The organism is Escherichia sp. KTE114 (genome assembly GCF_000407765.1).
GTDB lineage: Bacteria > Pseudomonadota > Gammaproteobacteria > Enterobacterales > Enterobacteriaceae > Escherichia > Escherichia ruysiae.
Genome location: NZ_KE136626.1, coordinates 2,328,540 through 2,351,084, shown reverse-complemented (window position 1 = coordinate 2,351,084; position 22,545 = coordinate 2,328,540). Strand labels below are relative to the sequence as shown.

The following is a 22,545-nucleotide window of genomic DNA, read 5'->3' as shown; positions in this document are numbered from 1 at the left end:
TTTATCGATTTAGCAGGATTATCTATGAAACGTGCCGTCGTTGTGTTTAGTGGAGGTCAGGATTCAACCACCTGTCTGGTACAGGCATTGCAGCAATATGATGAAGTCCATTGCGTGACGTTCGATTACGGTCAGCGCCATCGCGCTGAGATTGACGTGGCACGCGAACTGGCATTGAAACTGGGTGCACGCGCGCATAAGGTGCTGGATGTGACGCTACTCAACGAGCTGGCGGTCAGCAGCCTGACGCGTGACAGCATTCCGGTGCCTGATTATGAACCTGAAGCCGATGGTATCCCGAATACGTTTGTCCCTGGGCGTAATATTTTGTTCCTGACGCTGGCGGCGATATATGCGTATCAGGTTAAAGCAGAAGCAGTGATCACCGGCGTCTGCGAAACAGATTTCTCCGGTTACCCGGATTGTCGCGATGAGTTTGTGAAAGCACTGAACCATGCCGTCAGTCTGGGCATGGCGAAAGATATTCGTTTTGAAACGCCGCTAATGTGGATTGATAAAGCGGAAACCTGGGCGCTGGCGGATTATTACGGCAAGCTGGATTTAGTACGTAACGAAACGCTGACCTGCTATAACGGCATTAAAGGTGACGGTTGCGGTCATTGTGCAGCGTGTAATTTACGCGCCAACGGTTTGAATCATTATCTGGCTGATAAACCGGCGGTGATGGCAGCGATGAAGCAGAAAACCGGATTGCAGTAATTATTCGGGGTCTCGCCGGATGCGGCTTGAGCATCCGGCACAACAAAATTTTTACTGAACCATCTGCTCCAGTTTTTCGCGCAGTTCCCCTTCCAGAGCTAATGCTTTCTGCGTTTTGAGATCGATACAAACAAACGTGATAAGCGCATCTGCCACCACCTGCCCTTCCGGCTCAAGAGTAATGACCTGACTTAAGATGCCGCTTTTACCGTTTAATTGCTGCAACTGACTGTTAATGGTTAACAGGTCGCTTAATACCGCCGGGCGACGATAGTTAATATTGATATTCACCACCACGAAGGCGATGTTATGGGCCGTCATCCAGTGAAAGCTGTCGCTATTTTCCAACCCATCCCAGCGGGCTTCTTCGAGAAATTCAAGGTAGCGGGCGTTGTTTACGTGTTGGTAAACGTCGAGATGATATCCACGAACTTTGATTTGTGTTTGCATAGCGCAATAACCTTACGTTGTTGTTATAAGAACTGTTATAAGTACAGAGGTCATAACTGGTATGACCTCTTCAGTCTGGCAAAAAATTGCCACTATGCAAATTAATTACAGGGTTAATACCGCCAGATTACGTTCCACCAGCGAATTGCCCATTCCCGGCACCTGTTTTAGATCCTCCACCGTTTTAAACGGGCCGTACTCTTCGCGATAACTGACAATTGCCTGCGCTTTCTTCAGGCCAACGCCATTCATCGCGCGGGCTAACTCTTCCGCGCTGGCATTATTAATGCTGACCCTGGTGCCTTCTTCGTCACTGGCTTTTGCCGGTACTGCCGCTTTGCTTTGTGCTGCAGGAGCTTCCGCTTTGGTTTCTACCGCTGCCGGTTTCGCCGCAGGAGCTGCTGCCAGCGCACTATGAGACATTCCGGCACAGGCCAGGGACAGGGTAATGAACAATGCTTTAATTCCGTGTTTCATACTGTTTTCTCCTTGTTTGTTAACAGTGGAATCACCTTAACGGCAGTGAAAACAGTAAACAAATGGCAATGTTCAGAAATGGAAAAGGCCGCGAAAGCGACCTTTTCTTGTTACAGCTGCAAAGCATTTTTTTGCGAGGCGGCTTCCAGATTATTGCTGTTCCAGCGCATCGCCAATTTTGATTTTCGCCTCTTTACGCAGGTTACTCATCAGAGCTTCAAAGACGATTTGTGCGTTGTTCTGGGTGATGCCCTGCACCATCGCTTTTTTCTGATCTTCCGGCATAGAACCTTGTTTCACTTCGTCCAGCGCCAGCAGAACGACATTGCCTTGCATATCGGTCGCCATACCGTAGCTCGGTTTGTCTTTCGCTGGCAGTGGCAGTGCAAACGCCGCCAGGCTAATCGGGTCACGACCGGAACGGCTTAAGGTTTTCGGCTCGCCAAATTTCAGACCGGCAGCCTGCATAGCTTCCGCACCTTTACCCGCTTTCAAATCAACCAGCAGTTTTTCAGCATCTACTTTCGCCTGTTGCTCAGCTTTGTTGTGCTGAACCAGCGCCTTAACCTGTTCCTGAACATCTGCCAGCGGTTTCACCGCTTCCGGTTTGTGCTCACTGATGCGCAGTACGAATGCGCGGTCGCCGTCTACGGTGATGATGTCAGAGTTGATGCCCGGCGCACCGTTTTCACCTACCAGACCGCCGTTAAAGATAGCGTCTGCCACCGGCTTGAAGTTTAACTCTTCCGGCAGGTTATCTTTGCTGAACCAGCCAGTCTGAGTGGCTTTAACGCCCGCAGCCTGCTCTGCACCAGCCAGAGATTCGGTGTCGTTGCTTGCCGCATCGCTCACTTTCTGCTGCAGCGCGTAGTACGCATCGAGGGCTTTTTCGTGTTTCACTTTCGCCGCAATGTCGTCACGTACTTCGTCTAACGATTTCACTTTCGCTGGCTGAATGTCGTCCAGACGTACAATCAGGAAACCGACCGAAGATTTGATGACACCAGACAGTTGGCCTTTTTCTTTCAGACCGGCATTTTTCAGTTCGTCCGGGATAGTGGCATCTTCTAACCAACCCATATCGCCGCCGTTACGGGCAGAGATAATATCGGCAGATTTTTCTTTTGCTAACGCAGCAAAATCACCACCTTTATTCAGCTCCTCAAGTACTGCTTTCGCTTCATCTTCAGTTTTAGTCTGGATGATGCTGTAGCGGGTACGCTGTGGCTGGGTGAATTGATCCTGATGCTGATCGTAGTAGCTCTGGATATCCGCATCGCTAACCGGTTGCTGCATCGTGGCGGCATCCAGCTTGATGTAGCTCACGCGGAACTGTTCCGGAGTCATGAAATTGTTTTTGTTTTGCTCGTAGTAGCTGGTGATTTCTGGTTCGGTCACAGCTTGTTTAGCTGCCAGCGCGTTAACGTCGATAGTCGCTTCACGCACTACACGTTGTTGAGCTACCAGTGCCGCCAGTTCGTCGGTTTCACCTTTCAACATAAAGTCGGTGCCGGCAACGCCAGCAATCAGCTGTTGGGTGGTGAGCTGGTTACGCAGCGCCTGCGCGTATTGATCGGCACTCATTCCCATTCGGTTAAGGATATCGTTGTAGCGGCTGTTATCGAACTTGCCGTCAACCTGGAAAGCCGGAGTTGCGAAAATCGCCTGTTTAACCTGCTCATCGCTGATACCCAGTTTTAGTTCACGAGCGTACTGATCCAGCAGCGCCTCGTCGATCAGACGATTCAGCACCTGTTGACGCAGGGTTTTCATATAGCCTTCGTTCGCCGCCAGCTCAGAGTATTGATCGCCCAACTGTTGCTGCATACGATTACGCTCGCTGTTGAAGGCGTTCTCGAACTGCCCACGGCTGATTTCCTGGTCATTCACTTTTGCGGCGTAGTTATTGCCTGCGCCAATCAGGTAACCACTCACGCCGGTCAATATGAACGACACGATAATGATACCGAAAATAATCTTGAGCACGAGACTGTTTGCAGCCGTGCGTAAGCTGTCCATCATGGTGTAACAACACTCCGCTGTAGATGACTGTGTACCTCACGCAACATATCGCTGCGCGCAAAGGCCTATTGTGACAAGAAACGGGGGCAATTGTCAGCCCACAATGCGCAGAAAGTCACGGAATACAAATAAAAAAGGCACATCAGTAGATGCGCCCTTGAACTTCGTCACATCCCCAATGGGGACAACACTTAGTTTACCGCGTCTTTCAGTGCTTTACCTGCACGGAAGCTCGGTACTTTAGCTGCAGCGATAGTGATCTCTTTACCGGTCTGCGGGTTGCGACCAGTACGGGCGGCACGCTCTTTAACGGCAAAAGTACCAAAACCTACCAGTGCTACATCATCCCCTTCTTTCAGGGATTCAGTTACGGAAGCAATAATAGCATCTAACGCACGGCCAGCCGCAGCTTTAGAGATATCAGCCCCTGCAGCAATCTTGTCAATCAATTGAGATTTATTCACTCTTCTCTTCCTCTTTATAATTTATCTCGCACTTGAATCCTTCAAGGTGCGAACGCGCAGCAGTTATATCAGGCCAGCCATCCCCTTACAACACCCCTTAATAAGGGCAAGCCTAATCCGCCCTCTAACTTAACGAGACAAAAAAAGGCTGGCAAGTCCGAATTGGCCCGCCAGCCCTTTTTTTATTAGTGCAATTTGCGCAAGGTCACTATTTTGCAGTCACAACCTGCATACCAGACGGTTCATTTTGCAGCGCCAGAGTCAGAACTTCCTCAATACGCTTCACAGGATGAATGTCCAGATCGGCAATCACGTTGTCCGGAATCTCTTCCAGATCGCGTTTATTTTCGAACGGAATTAACACTGTTTTAATCCCGCCGCGATGCGCCGCCAGCAGTTTTTCTTTCAAACCACCGATTGGCAACACCTGACCACGCAGAGTAATCTCGCCAGTCATCGCCACATCGGCGCGAACCGGGTTACCGGTCAGGCAAGAAACCAGCGCAGTGCACATGGCAATACCGGCACTCGGACCATCTTTCGGCGTCGCACCTTCCGGTACGTGAACGTGGATGTCGCGTTTTTCGTAAAAATCAGGGTTGATCCCCAGTTTTTCCGCACGCGCACGAACCACCGTTAACGCCGCCTGAATGGACTCCTGCATTACTTCACCAAGCGATCCGGTATAGGTCAGTTTACCTTTGCCCGGGACGCACGCGGTTTCAATGGTCAACAAGTCGCCGCCCACTTCCGTCCACGCCAGACCCGTTACCTGACCGACACGGTTTTCGTTATCTGCGCGACCATAGTCGAAACGCTGAACACCGAGGTAGTCATGCAGGTTATCGCCGTTAATTTCGATATGTTTTAGAGACTTATCGAGCAGTAACTGCTTAACCGCTTTACGGCACAGTTTGGAGATTTCACGCTCCAGACCACGCACGCCCGCCTCACGGGTGTAGTAACGAATAATGCCGATAATGGCGCTATCGTCGACGGTCAGCTCACCTTTTTTCAGTGCATTACGTTCAATCTGCTTCGGCAGCAGGTGACGTTTGGCGATGTTCAGTTTTTCATCTTCGGTATAACCGGAGAGGCGAATCACTTCCATACGATCCAGCAGCGGTGCCGGAATGTTCATGGAATTCGACGTCGCGACAAACATCACGTCGCTAAGGTCGTAATCCACTTCCAGGTAGTGGTCGCTGAACGCGACGTTCTGCTCTGGATCCAGCACTTCAAGCAGTGCGGAGGCCGGATCGCCACGCATGTCAGAAGACATTTTGTCGATCTCATCGAGCAGGAACAGCGGGTTTTTAACGCCCACTTTCGCCATTTTCTGGATCAATTTACCCGGCATAGAACCGATGTAAGTACGGCGGTGACCACGGATTTCCGCTTCATCACGCACGCCGCCCAGCGCCATACGGACATATTTACGTCCGGTAGCTTTGGCGATGGACTGCCCCAGAGAAGTTTTACCTACCCCTGGCGGCCCAACCAGGCAAAGGATCGGCCCCTTGATTTTGTTTACACGGCTTTGAACCGCAAGATACTCAAGGATGCGATCTTTCACGCGCTCCAGACCATAATGGTCGGTATCAAGGATTTCCTGCGCCTGACGCAGGTCTTTTTTGACCTTGCTACGCGCATTCCACGGCACCTGCACCATCCAGTCGATATAGCCACGCACCACGGTCGCTTCTGCCGACATCGGAGACATCATTTTCAGCTTCTGCAGTTCTGCTTCCGCTTTCTCTTTTGCCTCTTTCGGCATTTTCGCCGCGTCGATTTTGCGCTTCAGGGCTTCGTTTTCGTCCGGCGCATCGTCCATTTCACCGAGTTCTTTCTGAATAGCTTTCATTTGCTCGTTCAGATAGTACTCACGCTGGGATTTCTCCATCTGCTTTTTAACGCGGTTGCGAATGCGTTTCTCAACCTGCAGCAGATCGATTTCCGATTCCATCATCGCCATCAGATATTCCAGACGTTCGTTAACGTCGGACATCTCAAGAACGGACTGTTTGTCAGCCAGTTTCAGCGGCATATGCGCGGCAATGGTATCCGCCAGGCGCGCCGGATCGTCAATGCTGTTCAGCGACGTCAGCACTTCTGGTGGGATTTTTTTGTTCAGCTTGATGTAGCCTTCGAACTGGCTGATTGCGGTACGCACCAGCACTTCCTGTTCCCGCTCATCAATGGTCGGCGACTCCAGATACTCCGCCTTCGCAGAAAAATGTTCGCCATTGTCAGAGAGCGCAGAAATACGCGCGCGCTGTAACCCCTCGACCAGCACTTTGACGGTGCCGTCAGGCAGTTTCAGCATCTGCAATATAGAGGCCACGGTCCCGACGGTGAAAAGATCGTTTACACCCGGCTCATCCGTTGAGGCTTCTTTCTGCGCGACCAGCATAATTTTTTTATCATGGTCCATCGCCGCTTCCAGACAACGGATAGATTTTTCCCGCCCGACAAATAAGGGGATGACCATGTGCGGATAAACCACCACATCGCGCAGCGGCAATACGGGGATTTCAATGCGTTCAGAACGCTCAGGATTCATAGAGCTCTCTCTTAGTTTAATTTCCGCCAGGTAATCAGATGACACGACTGTGCTTCACGCCATCTATTAACATGTACGTCAGTATATGGGGATGTTTCCCCCACATTCAACGTCGAGAATAGAGGAAAAATTAAAGGGGAGATAAAATCCCCCCTTTTTGGTTAACTAATTGTATGGGAATGGTTAATTATTCACCAGATGCCTGCTGAGCTTCCGGCTTGCCATAAATCAGCAACGGTTTGCTTTGGCCATCAATTACCGACTCGTCGATAACCACTTTTTCGACATCTTCCATGGACGGCAGATCGTACATGGTATCGAGCAGCGCAGCTTCTACGATGGAACGCAGACCACGGGCACCGGTTTTACGCGCCATCGCTTTCTTAGCAATAGCATCCAGCGCCTCGTCACGGAATTCCAGATCCACGCCTTCCAGATTAAACAGCGCCTGATACTGCTTGGTCAGGGCGTTTTTCGGCTTTTTGAGGATCTGAATCAGGGCTTCTTCGCTCAGTTCATTCAGCGTTGCGACAACTGGCAGACGACCGATGAACTCAGGGATCAGACCAAACTTGATCAGATCTTCTGGTTCAACCTGCGCCAGCAGCTCGCCTTCGCTTGCTTTGTCGGATTTCGCTTTTACCGTCGCGCCAAAACCAATGCCGGAGCCGGTTTCTACACGATGGGAAATGACTTTATCCAGACCAGCGAACGCACCACCACAGATAAACAGGATCTTAGAGGTATCAACCTGCAAGAATTCCTGCTGCGGGTGTTTACGCCCACCCTGCGGTGGAACGGCGGCAACCGTACCTTCGATCAGTTTCAACAGTGCCTGCTGTACGCCTTCACCGGAAACGTCTCGGGTAATAGAAGGATTGTCCGACTTACGAGAAATTTTGTCGATTTCATCGATGTAGACAATCCCGCGCTGCGCTTTCTGTACGTCATAGTCGCACTTCTGCAACAGCTTCTGAATGATATTTTCAACGTCTTCGCCTACATAACCGGCTTCGGTCAGCGTGGTCGCGTCGGCCATGGTGAACGGAACGTCCAGCAGGCGCGCCAGCGTTTCTGCCAGCAGCGTTTTACCAGAACCGGTCGGACCGATCAGCAGAATGTTACTTTTGCCCAACTCGACACCATTGCTGGTATCGCCGTTGCGCAGACGTTTGTAGTGGTTGTATACCGCGACCGCCAGCACTTTTTTCGCCTGTTCCTGACCGATAACGTAATCGTCCAGGTGGTTGCGAATTTCATGCGGCGTCGGTAGCGCACTGCGTTCACGATGCGGTGCAACTTCTTTAATCTCTTCGCGAATGATGTCATTACATAAATCAACACATTCGTCGCAGATATACACGGATGGACCGGCAATCAGCTTGCGCACTTCATGCTGGCTTTTGCCGCAAAAAGAGCAATACAGCAATTTGCCTGAGCCATCTTTGCGTTTATCTGTCATGGGTCAAAACCTCTTCTTTGTTCTTTGTGCCGCACACGACGACGCAAATGCCATTCTCAGGCGCAAGCCGCTTACAGCGTTGTGCCGCTCTGAATAAGTATAGCGGCACAGTTGCGCCTCTGGCATCAATTACGATGGGTCAGAATCGAATCGACCAGACCGTATTCCACCGCTTCAGGGGCGGAAAGGAAGCGATCGCGCTCGGTATCACGTTCAATCTGTTCTAATGATTGACCCGTATGAAGCGCCATAAGTTCATTCATGCGCCCTTTAACTTTCAGAATTTCACGGGCATGAATTTCGATATCGGTCGCCTGGCCCTGATAGCCGCCCAACGGCTGGTGAATCATCACGCGCGAATTCGGCAGGCAGAAACGTTTACCTTTTGCCCCTGCGGTCAGCAAGAAAGCACCCATCGAGGCCGCCTGGCCCATACAGATGGTGCTGACATCAGGCTTGATAAACTGCATGGTGTCATAGATAGACATCCCGGCAGTGATCACCCCGCCTGGGGAGTTAATGTACAGATAGATATCTTTTTCTGGATTTTCTGCTTCCAGGAACAGCATCTGCGCCACAATCAGGTTAGCCATGTGGTCTTCAACCTGGCCAGTCAGAAAAATGACGCGTTCCTTAAGTAGACGAGAATAGATATCAAAAGAGCGCTCACCGCGTGAGGTCTGTTCAATGACCATCGGCACCAGCGCCATATGGGGTGCAAAGTTATCTCGTTCGCCGCTGTATGACATTTCCGTCTCCTGGATAAAATTGAAAAAACCTGCTGTACCGATTGTAACCTTATGGACGGATTATCAGCTAGTCCCTGTGTTATGGGTACGGCATCATCCTATTTCAAGCATAACAATCTTTTGTTGTTACGCTAACACCGAAAGAGGGTTTTCGCACGGTTCCATGCAAAATTCATGACAAAAAAAAGCCCACCACCTGGCGGTGACGGGCCTTTGTGCGAATTTAGCGCGTTATGCTGCTTAAATTACGCCTGCTGGTTCATCAGCTCGTTGAAAGTGGTTTCTTTTTCAGTCACTTTCGCTTTCGCCAGTACAGCTTCAACAGCCTGTTCTTCCAGAGCAACATTGCGCATGTTGTCCATCAGTTCTTTGTTTTTGCTGTAGAATTCGATAACTTCTTTCGGATCTTCGTACGCAGAAGCCATCTCTTCGATCAGGCCTTTCACGCGCTCTTCGTCAGCTTTCAGCTCGTTGGCGCGAATAACTTCGCCCAGCAGCAGGCCAACAACTACGCGGCGTTTAGCCTGCTCTTCGAACAGTTCACGCGGCAGTTCCAGAGCTTGTTTCTCGTTGCCACCGAAACGCTGTGCAGCCTGACGACGCAGAACGTCGATTTCGCTGTCGATCAGCGCAGCCGGTACGTCGATGTCGTTAGCTTTTACCAGACCTTCGATCGCCTGAGACTTAACGCGGTTACGGATGGCGCTCTTCAGCTCGCGTTCCATGTTTTTACGCACTTCAGCGCGCAGACCTTCTACGGAACCATCTTCAACGCCGAAACGTTTGATGAATTCAGCAGTCAGTTCCGGCAGTTCACGCTCTTCAACTTTCTTCAGGTTGATAGCGAATTTCGCTGCTTTGCCTTTCAGGTTTTCTGCGTGGTACTCTTCCGGGAAGGTCACGTCGATGGTGAACTCTTCGCCCGCTTTGTGGCCTTTGATACCGTCTTCAAAGCCCGGGATCATGCGACCCTGACCCATCGCCAGTACGAAATCAGACGCTTTACCGCCTTCGAACTCTTCGCCGTCTACAGAACCAGTGAAGTCGATGGTTACGCGGTCTTCTGCTTCAACAGCGCCGTCTTTTTCTTTCCAGGTCGCCTGCTGTTTACGCAGAGTATCTAACATGCCGTCAACGTCAGCGTCGGTCACTTCAACGATCGGTTTTTCAACTTCGATCGCTTCCAGACCCTGCAGTTCAACTTCCGGATAAACTTCAAACTCTACAGAGTAGGTGAAGTCTTCACCCAGCTTGTATTCGCCCGGAACGTAAGTCGGTGCGCCAGCCGGATTGATTTTTTCTTTAATGATGGCGTCAATGAAGTTACGGCTCATCAGGTCGCCCAGAACGTCCTGGCGTACAGACGCGCCATAACGCTGAGCAACGATATTCATTGGCACTTTGCCTTTGCGGAAGCCGTCAATACGTACTTTTTTCGCAACGTTGACCAGCTCGCTTTTAACAGCGGTCTCGATGCTGTCAGCAGCGATAGTAATCGTTACACGGCGGCCAAGGCCTTGAGTGGTTTCAACTGAAACTTGCATCTTGTTACCTCAAAAAATCACAGTGCTCGGTCAACTCTTACCCCGCAAGCACAGGTTGTTGGCTTCGCGGAACCGGGATGTTCTTATAATCAATCACATTCCCTGTTACCAGAATCATCCCGAAAGCATTCAAATAGGACGCGGCATTATAGCGGCATCACTTTTATGAGTCGAGAACGGTTATTGCGCGCTGCCGCGTATTTTTTCACAATTCCCAGGTAATTTTCGTCTGAATGCTGGGCAAAAAGCGCAAAATCCAGACAAAACAAAACGGCCCGCAGGCCGTTTTTCATAAAATCTTTAACAACATACTGGAAAAACGCTAACTGTTGCAAATGCGTTTAGGCAATGCTTCCTGCTCCACGACAGGGAGGCGAAGCAAAGATGGTATCCTGCAATCCTTCCCACTCTTTAATGGTATAAGTATGCAGAGCCAGCGCATGAACGGTAGTAGAGAGTTCCTCCGCTAAAGTACTGTAAATCATTCGATGACGATTCAGAAAACGTTCACCCATAAAACGATCGCTGACCAGCACAACTTTAAAATGGCTTTCAGAGCCGGCTGGGACATTGTGACGATAGCTTTCATCCACAACTTCGAGGAATACGGGTTGGAACGCCGTCCTTAATTTTTCTTCTATCCGCTCACGTATCATCATGAAATATCTCCTCCGACAACGCTGAGATGTCACCCATCCCTTTAAATACTAGCCGCTTTAACCGTTTCCATTACAGCTTAACAACAAATAATTAGCTTTCATCCTGTTTTTTCTGTCAAGCGTATGAAGTTTACTGATTTAAAGATTGATTCACCGGCTTCACATCGGTGTTTCTTTTACCCAAGGCGATTATTTCGTCAACATAATGAATTTACATGTCTTACCCACTTCCCCTCGTCGTTGGCGATGTTATGATGGCGGGAATCTTTACCAAACACGCTAAAAAGTCTCTGAGAGCCAGAACATGTTCAAAAAAATCCTCTTCCCGTTAGTTGCTCTGTTTATGCTTGCAGGATGTGCAAAACCGCCAACAACCATTGAAGTTTCTCCGACGATGACGCTGCCACAGCAAGATCCAAGTCTGATGGGCGTCACCGTTAGCATTAATGGTGCCGATCAGCGTACCGATCAGGCGCTGGCAAAAGTCACCCGCGATAATCAAATCGTTACCTTGACCGCTTCCCGCGATCTGCGTTTCCTGCTGCAAGAAGTGCTGGAAAAACAGATGACCGCTCGCGGTTATATGGTTGGCCCGAATGGCCCGGTTAATCTGCAAATCATCGTTAGCCAACTGTATGCCGACGTGTCCCAGGGCAACGTGCGCTACAACATTGCTACCAAAGCAGATATCGCCATCATTGCCACCGCGCAGAATGGCAACAAAATGACTAAAAACTATCGTGCCAGCTACAACGTTGAAGGTGCGTTCCAGGCCTCCAACAAAAACATCGCTGATGCGGTTAACAGTGTGCTGACCGATACCATTGCTGATATGTCTCAGGACACCAGCATCCACGAATTTATCAAGCAGAACGCACGTTAATTTCTGCCCTCTGGCCCGATGTAAATCGGGCCTGTAGACGCCCATGTCCAGTCAATATTTACGTATTTTCCAACAGCCACGTTCAGCTATTTTGCTGATCCTGGGTTTTGCTTCCGGGCTGCCGCTCGCCCTGACATCCGGCACGTTACAGGCGTGGATGACAGTCGAGAATATCGATCTTAAAACCATTGGTTTCTTCTCTCTGGTGGGCCAGGCTTACGTATTTAAATTTCTCTGGTCGCCGCTGATGGACCGCTATACCCCGCCGTTCCTCGGACGTCGACGCGGATGGCTGCTCGCTACGCAAGCGTTGCTGTTACTGGCGATTGCGGCGATGGGTTTTCTCGAACCAGGTACGCAACTTCGCTGGATGGCGGCACTGGCGGTGGTTATCGCTTTTTGCTCCGCTTCTCAGGATATTGTCTTTGATGCGTGGAAAACGGATGTACTTCCTGCGGAAGAACGCGGCGCAGGTGCAGCAATCAGCGTGTTGGGTTACCGTTTAGGGATGCTGGTTTCTGGTGGTTTAGCCTTATGGCTGGCAGATAAATGGCTGGGCTGGCAAGGCATGTACTGGTTGATGGCGGCTCTGCTGATCCCCTGCATTATCGCAACGTTGCTTGCGCCAGAACCAACCGACACTATTCCTGTACCCAAAACGCTGGAACAAGCCGTTGTAGCACCGTTGCGTGATTTCTTTGGCCGCAATAACGCATGGCTGATTCTGCTTTTAATCGTGCTGTATAAGCTGGGCGATGCTTTCGCCATGAGTCTGACTACCACCTTTTTGATTCGCGGCGTCGGGTTTGATGCCGGTGAAGTAGGCGTGGTTAACAAAACGCTCGGTCTGCTGGCGACCATCGTCGGCGCATTGTACGGTGGTATTCTGATGCAGCGTCTTTCGCTGTTCCGTGCATTACTGATTTTCGGCCTTTTACAAGGTGCGTCCAACGCCGGTTACTGGCTGCTTTCGGTGACTGATAAGCATCTCTACAGCATGGGCGCAGCCGTCTTTTTCGAAAACCTGTGTGGCGGGATGGGCACATCGGCATTTGTGGCGCTGTTAATGACGCTGTGTAATAAGTCATTCTCCGCTACTCAGTTTGCCCTGCTCTCGGCGCTTTCCGCTGTCGGACGGGTTTATGTCGGCCCCGTGGCGGGCTGGTTTGTTGAGTCACACGGCTGGTCGACATTCTATCTTTTCTCCGTCGCCGCCGCCGTACCTGGGCTTATTTTACTGCTGGTTTGCCGCCAGACGCTTGAATATATACGGGTCAACGACAACTTTATCCCACGTACCGAATATCCGTCAGGTTATGCTTTTGCCATGTGGACACTGGCGGCGGGCGTCAGTCTGTTAGCCGTGTGGTTACTGTTGTTGACGCTGGACGCGCTGGATTTGACGCACTTCTCTTTCCTGCCAGCTCTGCTGGAAGTCGGCGTTTTAGTCGCCCTAGGCGGCGTCGTGCTTGGCGGTTTTCTGGATTATCTGGCGCTACGAAAAACGCATCTGACGTAATCTGTGAATATAATTTAGCTGTAGTAATCACACGACGTAATTATTACGGCTAAATAAGCATCAGCATCGCTTAATAATATTTGTTCTTTTGTGCGGCTTAGATTTCGGAAATTATTGACGTAATTTATATGTTTTATTTTTTTACACGATTCAGCTAATGACTCTTTATTTTTCCACGCCTGCTTTGTCACTTTCATGATAATTAATTGTTAAATAATTGTTTTATTTTAGATTGGTTATACCAATTACCATCCCCACCACCTTCTGCACTCCCCTTTCGTTATAACGCCCTTTTGCAACAGGTTCTTAAAATCAACCTGATATGTTTTGCAACATATGTGACCTGACAGCCAAATCCAAGTAACAGGAATTTAATCATGTTTACAGTAATGTAACCTTCCCGTAAAATGCCCACACACTTTAAACGCCACCAGATCCCGTGGAATTGAGGTCGTTAAATGAGACTCAGGAAATACAATAAAAGTTTGGGATGGTTGTCATTATTTGCAGGCACTGTATTGCTCAGTGGTTGTAATTCTGCGCTGTTAGATCCCAAAGGACAGATTGGTCTGGAGCAACGTTCACTGATACTGACGGCATTTGGCCTGATGTTGATTGTCGTTATTCCCGCAATCTTGATGGCTGTTGGTTTCGCCTGGAAGTACCGTGCGAGCAATAAAGATGCTAAGTACAGCCCGAACTGGTCACACTCCAATAAAGTGGAAGCTGTGGTCTGGACGGTGCCTATCTTAATCATCATCTTCCTTGCGGTACTGACCTGGAAAACCACTCACGCTCTTGAGCCTAGCAAGCCGCTGGCACACGACGAGAAGCCCATTACCATCGAAGTGGTTTCCATGGACTGGAAATGGTTCTTCATCTACCCGGAACAGGGCATTGCAACCGTGAATGAAATCGCTTTCCCGGCGAACACTCCGGTGTACTTCAAAGTGACCTCCAACTCCGTGATGAACTCCTTCTTTATTCCGCGTCTGGGTAGCCAGATTTATGCCATGGCCGGTATGCAGACTCGCCTGCATCTGATCGCCAACGAACCCGGTACTTATGACGGTATCTCCGCCAGCTACAGCGGCCCAGGCTTCTCAGGCATGAAGTTCAAAGCTATCGCAACGCCGGATCGTGCCGCATTCGACCAATGGGTCGCTAAAGCCAAACAGTCGCCGAACACCATGTCTGACATGGCTGCGTTCGAAAAACTGGCCGCGCCTAGCGAATACAACCAGGTGGAATATTTCTCCAACGTGAAACCAGATTTGTTTGCCGATGTGATTAACAAGTTTATGGCTCACGGTAAGAGCATGGACATGACCCAGCCAGAAGGTGAGCACAGCGCACACGAAGGTATGGAAGGCATGGACATGAGCCACGCGGAATCCGCCCATTAAAGGGGTTGAGGAAGAATAAAGATGTTCGGAAAATTATCACTTGATGCAGTCCCGTTCCATGAACCTATCGTCATGGTTACGATCGCTGCCATTATTTTGGGAGGTCTGGCGCTCGTTGGCCTGATCACTTACTTCGGTAAGTGGACCTACCTGTGGAAAGAGTGGCTGACCTCCGTCGACCATAAACGCCTTGGTATCATGTATATCATCGTGGCAATTGTGATGCTGCTGCGTGGTTTTGCTGACGCCATTATGATGCGTAGCCAGCAGGCTCTTGCCTCGGCGGGCGAAGCTGGCTTCCTGCCACCTCACCACTACGATCAGATCTTCACCGCGCACGGCGTGATTATGATCTTCTTCGTGGCGATGCCTTTCGTTATCGGTCTGATGAACCTTGTGGTTCCGCTGCAGATCGGCGCGCGTGACGTTGCGTTCCCGTTCCTCAACAACTTAAGCTTCTGGTTTACCGTTGTTGGTGTGATTCTGGTTAACGTTTCTCTCGGTGTGGGCGAGTTTGCGCAGACCGGCTGGCTGGCCTATCCACCGCTATCGGGAATAGAGTACAGTCCAGGGGTCGGTGTCGATTACTGGATATGGAGTCTCCAGCTATCCGGTATTGGTACAACGCTAACCGGTATCAACTTCTTCGTTACCATTCTGAAGATGCGCGCACCGGGCATGACCATGTTCAAGATGCCAGTATTTACCTGGGCATCACTGTGCGCAAACATTCTGATTATTGCTTCCTTCCCAATTCTGACGGTTACCGTCGCGTTGTTGACCCTGGATCGCTATCTGGGCACCCATTTCTTTACCAACGATATGGGTGGCAACATGATGATGTACATCAACCTGATTTGGGCATGGGGACACCCGGAAGTTTACATCCTGATCCTCCCTGTTTTCGGTGTGTTCTCCGAAATTGCGGCAACCTTCTCGCGTAAACGTCTGTTTGGTTATACCTCGCTGGTATGGGCAACCGTCTGTATCACCGTGCTGTCGTTCATCGTCTGGCTGCACCACTTCTTTACGATGGGTGCGGGCGCGAACGTAAACGCCTTCTTTGGTATCACCACAATGATTATCGCCATCCCGACCGGGGTGAAGATCTTCAACTGGCTGTTCACCATGTACCAGGGTCGCATCGTGTTCCATTCCGCGATGCTGTGGACCATCGGTTTTATCGTCACCTTCTCGGTGGGCGGTATGACTGGCGTGCTGCTGGCAGTACCGGGCGCGGACTTCGTTCTGCATAACAGCCTGTTCCTGATTGCGCACTTCCATAACGTTATCATCGGCGGCGTGGTCTTCGGCTGCTTCGCAGGGATGACCTACTGGTGGCCTAAAGCGTTCGGTTTCAAACTGAACGAAACCTGGGGTAAACGCGCGTTCTGGTTCTGGATCATCGGCTTCTTCGTTGCCTTTATGCCGCTGTATGCGCTGGGCTTTATGGGTATGACCCGTCGTTTGAGCCAGCAGATTGACCCGCAGTTCCACACTATGCTGATGATTGCAGCCAGCGGTGCGGTACTGATTGCGCTGGGTATTCTCTGCCTCGTGATTCAGATGTACGTTTCTATTCGCGACCGCGACCAGAACCGTGACCTGACTGGCGACCCGTGGGGTGGCCGTACGCTGGAGTGGGCAACCTCTTCCCCGCCTCCGTTCTATAACTTTGCCGTTGTGCCACACGTTCACGAGCGTGATGCATTCTGGGAAATGAAAGAGAAAGGCGAAGCGTATAAAAAGCCTGACCACTATGAAGAAATTCATATGCCGAAAAACAGCGGTGCAGGTATCGTCATTGCGGCTTTCTCCACCATCTTCGGTTTCGCCATGATCTGGCATATCTGGTGGCTGGCGATTGTTGGCTTCGCAGGCATGATCATCACCTGGATCGTGAAAAGCTTCGACGAGGACGTGGATTACTACGTGCCGGTGGCAGAAATCGAAAAACTGGAAAACCAGCATTTCGATGAGATTACTAAGGCAGGGCTGAAAAATGGCAACTGATACTTTGACGCACGCGACTGCCCACGCGCACGAACACGGGCACCACGATGCAGGCGGAACCAAAATCTTCGGATTTTGGATCTACCTGATGAGCGACTGCATTCTGTTCTCTATCTTGTTTGCTACCTATGCCGTTCTGGTGAACGGCACCGCAGGCGGCCCGACAGGTAAGGACATTTTCGAACTGCCGTTCGTTCTGGTTGAAACCTTCTTGCTGTTGTTCAGCTCCATCACCTACGGCATGGCGGCTATCGCCATGTACAAAAACAACAAAAGCCAGGTTATCTCCTGGCTGGCGTTGACCTGGTTGTTTGGTGCCGGATTTATCGGGATGGAACTCTATGAATTCCATCACCTGATTGTTAACGACATGGGCCCGGATCGCAGCGGCTTCCTGTCAGCGTTCTTTGCGCTGGTCGGGACACACGGTCTGCACGTCACTTCCGGTCTTATCTGGATGGCGGTGCTGATGGTGCAAATCGCCCGTCGCGGCCTGACCAGCACTAACCGTACCCGCATCATGTGTCTGAGCCTGTTCTGGCACTTCCTGGATGTGGTGTGGATCTGTGTGTTCACTGTTGTTTATCTGATGGGGGCGATGTAATGAGTCATTCTAACGTGAGCGGCGGCGCATCCCATGGCAGCGTAAAAACCTATATGACAGGGTTTATCCTGTCGATCATTCTGACGGTGATTCCGTTCTGGATGGTGATGTCAGGTTCTGCCTCTCCGGCCGTAATTCTGGGAACAATCCTGGCAATGGCAGTGGTACAGGTTCTGGTGCATCTGGTGTGCTTCCTGCACATGAATACCAAATCAGATGAAGGCTGGAACATGACGGCGTTTGTCTTCACCGTGCTAATCATCGCTATCCTGGTTGTAGGCTCCATCTGGATCATGTGGAACCTTAACTACAACATGATGATGCACTAAGAGCGGCGGTTATGATGTTTAAGCAATACCTGCAAGTAACGAAACCAGGCATCATCTTTGGCAACCTGATCTCGGTGATAGGGGGATTCCTGCTGGCCTCAAAGGGCAGCATTGATTATCCCCTGTTTATCTACACGCTGGTTGGGGTGTCACTGGTTGTGGCGTCGGGTTGTGTGTTTAACAACTACATCGACAGGGATATCGACAGAAAGATGGAAAGGACGAAGAATCGGGTGCTGGTTAAAGGCCTGATCTCTCCTGCTGTCTCGCTGGTGTACGCCACCTTGCTGGGTATTGCTGGCTTTATGCTGCTGTGGTTTGGCGCGAATCCGCTGGCCTGCTGGCTGGGGGTGATGGGCTTTGTGGTTTATGTCGGCGTCTATAGCCTGTACATGAAACGCCACTCTGTCTACGGCACGTTGATTGGTTCTCTCTCCGGCGCAGCGCCGCCGGTGATTGGCTACTGTGCAGTGACAGGCGACTTCGATAGCGGTGCAGCAATCCTGCTGGCTATCTTCAGCCTGTGGCAAATGCCCCACTCTTATGCCATCGCCATTTTCCGCTTTAAGGATTATCAGGCGGCGAACATTCCGGTACTGCCGGTGGTGAAAGGCATTTCGGTAGCGAAGAACCACATCACGCTGTACATCATCGCCTTTGCTGTTGCCACGCTGATGCTCTCTCTTGGCGGTTACGCTGGATACAAATATCTGGTGGTCGCTGCGGCAGTCAGCGTCTGGTGGTTAGGTATGGCTCTGCGTGGTTATAAAGTTGCTGATGACCGAATCTGGGCGCGCAAGCTATTCGGCTTCTCTATCATCGCCATCACTGCCCTTTCGGTAATGATGTCCGTTGATTTTATGGTGCCGGACTCGCATACGCTGCTGGCTGCAGTTTGGTAACTGCGACTTCCCTGTTAAAAAAGGTGCTACGGCACCTTTTTTCTTAGCATTAGAAACATATCCCTCACGAAATATTTACTAAAAAATCCGCATGTTTACCCCATTCGTTTGCCGCTTTACACTAGTCGCGAATTTAAAACAGAGGTGGTAATGAACGATTATAAAATGACGCCAGGCGAGCGGCGCGCGACCTGGGGTTTAGGAACCGTATTTTCATTGCGTATGCTGGGCATGTTTATGGTTCTGCCGGTTCTGACCACGTACGGCATGGCTCTGCAAGGCGCCAGTGAAGCGTTGATCGGTATTGCGATTGGCATTTATGGTCTGACTCAGGCCGTTTTTCAGATTCCATTTGGCCTGCTTTCCGACCGCATAGGCCGTAAACCGCTTATCGTTGGCGGGTTAGCTGTGTTTGTCGCGGGTAGCGTGATTGCCGCGCTTTCCGACTCCATCTGGGGGATCATTCTGGGTCGGGCGTTACAAGGTTCCGGTGCGATTGCCGCCTCCGTTATGGCGCTGCTTTCCGATCTCACTCGTGAACAAAACCGCACCAAAGCGATGGCATTTATCGGTGTCAGTTTTGGCATTACCTTCGCCATTGCAATGGTGCTTGGTCCGATCATCACTCACAAACTTGGGCTACACGCGCTCTTCTGGATGATCGCTATTCTGGCAACGACCGGCATTGCGTTGACCATTTGGGTTGTGCCTAACAGCCGCACGCACGTACTTAATCGTGAGTCCGGGATGGTGAAAGGCAGTTTCAGTAAAGTGCTGGCGGAACCACGCCTGCTGAAACTCAACTTCGGCATTATGTGTCTGCACATGTTGCTGATGTCGACGTTTGTTGCTCTGCCAGGGCAACTGGCTAACGCGGGTTTTCCGGCGGCTGAACACTGGAAGGTCTATCTGGCGACGATGTTAATCGCCTTTGGCTCGGTTGTGCCTTTCATTATCTACGCCGAAGTTAAGCGCAAGATGAAGCAAGTTTTTGTCTTCTGCGTCGGGTTGATCGTGGTTGCGGAAATTGTACTGTGGAACGCACAAACGCAGTTCTGGCAACTGGTGGTCGGCGTGCAGCTTTTCTTTGTGGCGTTTAATTTGATGGAAGCCCTTCTGCCTTCACTTATCAGTAAAGAGTCGCCAGCAGGTTACAAAGGCACGGCGATGGGCGTTTACTCCACCAGCCAGTTTCTTGGCGTGGCGATTGGCGGTTCGCTGGGCGGCTGGATTGACGGCATGTTTGACGGTCAGGGCGTATTTCTCGCTGGTGCAATGCTGGCTGCGGTGTGGCTGGCAGTCGCCAGTACCATGAAAGAACCGCCATATGTCAGCAGCTTGCGCATTGAAATCCCGGCTGAAGTTGCCGCAAACGAGGCGTTAAAAGTGCGTTTGCTGGAAACTGAAGGCGTCAAAGAAGTGTTGATTGCAGAAGAAGAACATTCGGCTTACGTGAAGATCGACAGCAAAGTGACGAATCGCTTTGAGGTTGAACAGGCAATTCGCCAGGCATAAAAACGAGGCTAAATTGCCTGATGCGCTACGCTTATCAGGCCTACAAAGTTGCTGTAATCTTTTGAAATCACAAACTATTGCAGGCCGGATAAAGCCTTCACGCCGCATCCGGCATGAACAGAGCGCACGTTGTCGAGATTAATCGCGGAAGTTTTTGAACTGGAACGGCTGACCGAGATCGCCACCGCGAACCATCGCCATCACAGCCTGCAAATCGTCACGGGATTTGCCAGTTACGCGGATCTCATCGCCCTGAATTTGCGCCTGCACTTTCAGTTTGCTGTCTTTGATCATCTTGACGATTTTCTTCTGAGTCGCGCTCTCAATGCCCTGCTTCAGTTTCGCTTCCACAAACCAGGTTTTACCGCTATGAACGATATTTTCCGGCACATCCAGCGAACTGCCTTCAATGCCGCGTTTGAGCAGTTTGGCACGCAGAATATCCAGCAACTGATTGACCTGGAAATCGGACTCGCTCAGCACTTTGATAGTTTTGTTGGCGTCGTTCAGCTCAAACGACGCTTCAACGTTACGGAAGTCAAAACGAGACTCTACTTCGCGACTCGCGTTATCGACCGCGTTACGCGCTTCCTGAAGATCAACTTCAGAGACAATATCGAAAGATGGCATCTTTTTCTCTCCCTTCATTTTTGATGCGAAGCATAATACCTGCAAAGTTAAATAACAGACAGTCCTGCGCCAGGACGTATCCCTTAATTGTGCATGGTCACAACACCATGCACAATTAAGGGATAGCCTTATTGAACACCCGGTGTGGTTGCGGGTGAGGAGGAACAATGAAAATTACCGTATTGGGATGCGGTGCCTTAGGGCAATTATGGCTTACAGCATTTTGCAAACAGGGTCACGAGGTTCAGGGCTGGCTGCGCGTACCGCAACCTTATTGTAGCGTGAATCTGGTGGAGACAGACGGTTCGATATTTAACGAATCGCTGACCGCCAATGATCCTGATTTTCTGGCCACCAGCGATCTACTACTGGTGACGCTGAAAGCCTGGCAGGTGTCTGATGCCGTCAAAAGCCTGGCGTCGACGCTACCTGTAACCACGCCAATTTTGCTGATCCACAACGGCATGGGCACCATTGAAGAGTTACAGAACATCGGGCAACCGTTACTGATGGGCACGACCACCCATGCAGCGCGCCGCGACGGCAACGTCATCATTCACGTGGCAAACGGTATCACACATATCGGCCCGGCACGGCAACAGGACGGCGATTACAGTTATCTGGCGGATATTTTGCAAACCGTGTTGCCTGACGTTGCCTGGCATAACAATATTCGCGCCGAGCTGTGGCGCAAGCTGGCGGTAAACTGTGTGATTAATCCGCTCACTGCCATCTGGAATTGCCCGAACGGTGAATTACGTCATCATTCGCAAGAGATTATGCAGATATGCGAAGAAGTCGCGGCGGTGATCGAACGCGAAGGGCATCATACTTCAGCGGAAGATTTACGTGATTATGTGATGCAGGTGATTGATGCCACAGCAGAAAACATTTCGTCGATGTTGCAGGACATCCGCGCAATGCGCCATACAGAAATCGACTATATCAATGGTTTTCTCTTACGCCGCGCCCGCGCGCATGGGATTGCTGTACCGGAAAACACCCGCCTGTTTGAAATGGTAAAAAGAAAGGAGAGTGAATATGAGCGCATCAGCACTGGTTTGCCTCGCCCCTGGTAGTGAAGAAACCGAAGCGGTCACCACTATCGATCTGCTGGTTCGCGGTGGCATTAATGTCACCACTGCCAGCGTCGCCAGCGATGGCAACCTGGCAATTACCTGCTCGCGCGGCGTAAAGCTGCTGGCAGATGCGCCCCTGGTCGAAGTGGCGGATGGTGATTATGACGTGATCGTGCTGCCTGGCGGCATTAAAGGCGCGGAGTGTTTTCGCGATAGCACCCTGCTGGTCGAAACTGTTACACAGTTCCACCGTTCCGGGCGTATCGTTGCCGCTATTTGCGCCACGCCAGCTACCGTGCTGGTGCCGCACGATATCTTCCCGATTGGCAATATGACCGGCTTCCCGACGCTGAAAGACAAGATTCCCGCAGAACAATGGCAGGACAAGCGCGTCGTCTGGGATGCACGGGTAAAATTGCTGACCAGCCAGGGGCCGGGCACGGCTATTGATTTTGGTCTGAAAATTATCGACCTGCTGGTTGGGCGCGAGAAAGCCCATGAGGTGGCATCACAACTGGTGATGGCGGCAGGGATTTATAATTATTACGAGTAGTG

The 22,545-nt window shown here is 50.8% G+C and carries 21 protein-coding genes; 11 read left to right on the top strand and 10 right to left on the bottom strand.

Annotated features, from left to right (window positions below; genetic code table 11):
- Nucleotides 1-24 precede the first annotated feature (24 nt).
- Nucleotides 25-720 (top strand): 7-cyano-7-deazaguanine synthase QueC, encoded by a 696-nt coding sequence (gene queC, locus WC5_RS09795; protein ID WP_000817223.1) that lies wholly within the window; start codon nucleotides 25-27, stop codon nucleotides 718-720.
- A 51-nt stretch (nucleotides 721-771) separates the two neighbouring features.
- Here the strand turns inward: queC and fadM are convergent, their stop codons facing one another.
- The 9 genes from fadM to bolA all read right to left on the bottom strand — a co-directional run bounded on the left by fadM (nucleotide 772) and on the right by bolA (nucleotide 11,110).
- The gene (gene fadM, locus WC5_RS09800) at nucleotides 772-1,170 is read right to left on the bottom strand and encodes a long-chain acyl-CoA thioesterase FadM (RefSeq protein WP_001194524.1); all 399 of its coding nucleotides are present in this window, start codon (nucleotides 1,168-1,170) and stop codon (nucleotides 772-774) included.
- 105 nt (nucleotides 1,171-1,275) lie between these two features.
- Complete coding sequence (locus tag WC5_RS09805; protein ID WP_000680286.1) at nucleotides 1,276-1,647, bottom strand: helix-hairpin-helix domain-containing protein; 372 nt, start codon at nucleotides 1,645-1,647, stop codon at nucleotides 1,276-1,278.
- A gap of 150 nt (nucleotides 1,648-1,797) precedes the next feature.
- Nucleotides 1,798-3,669 carry a peptidylprolyl isomerase gene (ppiD, locus tag WC5_RS09810; RefSeq protein WP_000969347.1) on the bottom strand — a complete coding sequence of 624 codons (1,872 nt, stop codon included), beginning with the start codon at nucleotides 3,667-3,669 and terminating at the stop codon, nucleotides 1,798-1,800.
- 191 nt (nucleotides 3,670-3,860) lie between these two features.
- On the bottom strand, nucleotides 3,861-4,151 hold the full coding sequence (hupB, locus tag WC5_RS09815; RefSeq protein WP_254892905.1) for a nucleoid-associated protein HU-beta: 291 nt from the start codon (nucleotides 4,149-4,151) through the stop codon (nucleotides 3,861-3,863).
- Between the two features lie 190 nt (nucleotides 4,152-4,341).
- Nucleotides 4,342-6,696, bottom strand: a complete 2,355-nt coding sequence (gene lon, locus WC5_RS09820; protein ID WP_001295325.1) for an endopeptidase La — start codon at nucleotides 6,694-6,696, stop codon at nucleotides 4,342-4,344.
- Nucleotides 6,697-6,883: 187 nt separating this feature from the next.
- A complete protein-coding gene (clpX, locus tag WC5_RS09825) occupies nucleotides 6,884-8,158 on the bottom strand; it encodes an ATP-dependent protease ATP-binding subunit ClpX (RefSeq protein WP_000130309.1) in 1,275 nt (424 codons plus the stop codon).
- A 125-nt stretch (nucleotides 8,159-8,283) separates the two neighbouring features.
- Nucleotides 8,284-8,907, bottom strand: coding sequence for an ATP-dependent Clp endopeptidase proteolytic subunit ClpP (gene clpP / locus WC5_RS09830; RefSeq protein ID WP_000122253.1), 624 nt, complete (start codon nucleotides 8,905-8,907; stop codon nucleotides 8,284-8,286).
- Nucleotides 8,908-9,152: 245 nt separating this feature from the next.
- Nucleotides 9,153-10,451, bottom strand: coding sequence for a trigger factor (gene tig, locus WC5_RS09835; protein ID WP_001198383.1), 1,299 nt, complete (start codon nucleotides 10,449-10,451; stop codon nucleotides 9,153-9,155).
- 341 nt (nucleotides 10,452-10,792) lie between these two features.
- The gene (gene bolA, locus WC5_RS09840; protein WP_000973458.1) at nucleotides 10,793-11,110 is read right to left on the bottom strand and encodes a transcriptional regulator BolA; all 318 of its coding nucleotides are present in this window, start codon (nucleotides 11,108-11,110) and stop codon (nucleotides 10,793-10,795) included.
- A 304-nt stretch (nucleotides 11,111-11,414) separates the two neighbouring features.
- On the opposite strand from bolA, the gene WC5_RS09845 reads away from it, so the two are divergent.
- The 8 genes from WC5_RS09845 to WC5_RS09880 all read left to right on the top strand — a co-directional run bounded on the left by WC5_RS09845 (nucleotide 11,415) and on the right by WC5_RS09880 (nucleotide 20,281).
- Nucleotides 11,415-11,993 (top strand): lipoprotein, encoded by a 579-nt coding sequence (locus WC5_RS09845; RefSeq protein WP_000473501.1) that lies wholly within the window; start codon nucleotides 11,415-11,417, stop codon nucleotides 11,991-11,993.
- 43 nt (nucleotides 11,994-12,036) lie between these two features.
- Complete coding sequence (ampG, locus tag WC5_RS09850; RefSeq protein WP_000098460.1) at nucleotides 12,037-13,512, top strand: muropeptide MFS transporter AmpG; 1,476 nt, start codon at nucleotides 12,037-12,039, stop codon at nucleotides 13,510-13,512.
- A 458-nt stretch (nucleotides 13,513-13,970) separates the two neighbouring features.
- A complete protein-coding gene (gene cyoA / locus WC5_RS09855) occupies nucleotides 13,971-14,918 on the top strand; it encodes a cytochrome o ubiquinol oxidase subunit II (protein WP_001239436.1) in 948 nt (315 codons plus the stop codon).
- 21 nt (nucleotides 14,919-14,939) lie between these two features.
- Entirely contained in the window at nucleotides 14,940-16,931 is a 1,992-nt protein-coding gene (gene cyoB / locus WC5_RS09860; RefSeq protein ID WP_000467154.1) for a cytochrome o ubiquinol oxidase subunit I, read from the top strand.
- Complete coding sequence (locus WC5_RS09865; protein ID WP_000179822.1) at nucleotides 16,921-17,535, top strand: cytochrome o ubiquinol oxidase subunit III; 615 nt, start codon at nucleotides 16,921-16,923, stop codon at nucleotides 17,533-17,535. The genes cyoB and WC5_RS09865 overlap by 11 nt, the downstream gene beginning before the upstream one ends.
- On the top strand, nucleotides 17,535-17,864 hold the full coding sequence (locus tag WC5_RS09870; protein WP_000019801.1) for a cytochrome o ubiquinol oxidase subunit IV: 330 nt from the start codon (nucleotides 17,535-17,537) through the stop codon (nucleotides 17,862-17,864). The genes WC5_RS09865 and WC5_RS09870 overlap by 1 nt, the downstream gene beginning before the upstream one ends.
- A gap of 11 nt (nucleotides 17,865-17,875) precedes the next feature.
- Nucleotides 17,876-18,766, top strand: a complete 891-nt coding sequence (gene cyoE / locus WC5_RS09875; RefSeq protein ID WP_000971333.1) for a heme o synthase — start codon at nucleotides 17,876-17,878, stop codon at nucleotides 18,764-18,766.
- Nucleotides 18,767-18,916: 150 nt separating this feature from the next.
- The gene (locus WC5_RS09880; RefSeq protein ID WP_016231606.1) at nucleotides 18,917-20,281 is read left to right on the top strand and encodes an MFS transporter; all 1,365 of its coding nucleotides are present in this window, start codon (nucleotides 18,917-18,919) and stop codon (nucleotides 20,279-20,281) included.
- Between the two features lie 138 nt (nucleotides 20,282-20,419).
- Here the strand turns inward: WC5_RS09880 and yajQ are convergent, their stop codons facing one another.
- Nucleotides 20,420-20,911, bottom strand: coding sequence for a nucleotide binding protein YajQ (yajQ, locus tag WC5_RS09885; RefSeq protein ID WP_001138897.1), 492 nt, complete (start codon nucleotides 20,909-20,911; stop codon nucleotides 20,420-20,422).
- 167 nt (nucleotides 20,912-21,078) lie between these two features.
- On the opposite strand from yajQ, the gene panE reads away from it, so the two are divergent.
- Nucleotides 21,079-21,990: a 2-dehydropantoate 2-reductase gene (gene panE / locus WC5_RS09890; protein WP_000705826.1), complete on the top strand. Its 912-nt coding sequence runs from the start codon at nucleotides 21,079-21,081 to the stop codon at nucleotides 21,988-21,990.
- Entirely contained in the window at nucleotides 21,953-22,543 is a 591-nt protein-coding gene (yajL, locus tag WC5_RS09895; protein ID WP_001276327.1) for a protein deglycase YajL, read from the top strand. Before panE ends, yajL begins: the two co-directional genes overlap by 38 nt.
- The last annotated feature ends 2 nt before the right edge of the window (nucleotides 22,544-22,545 follow it).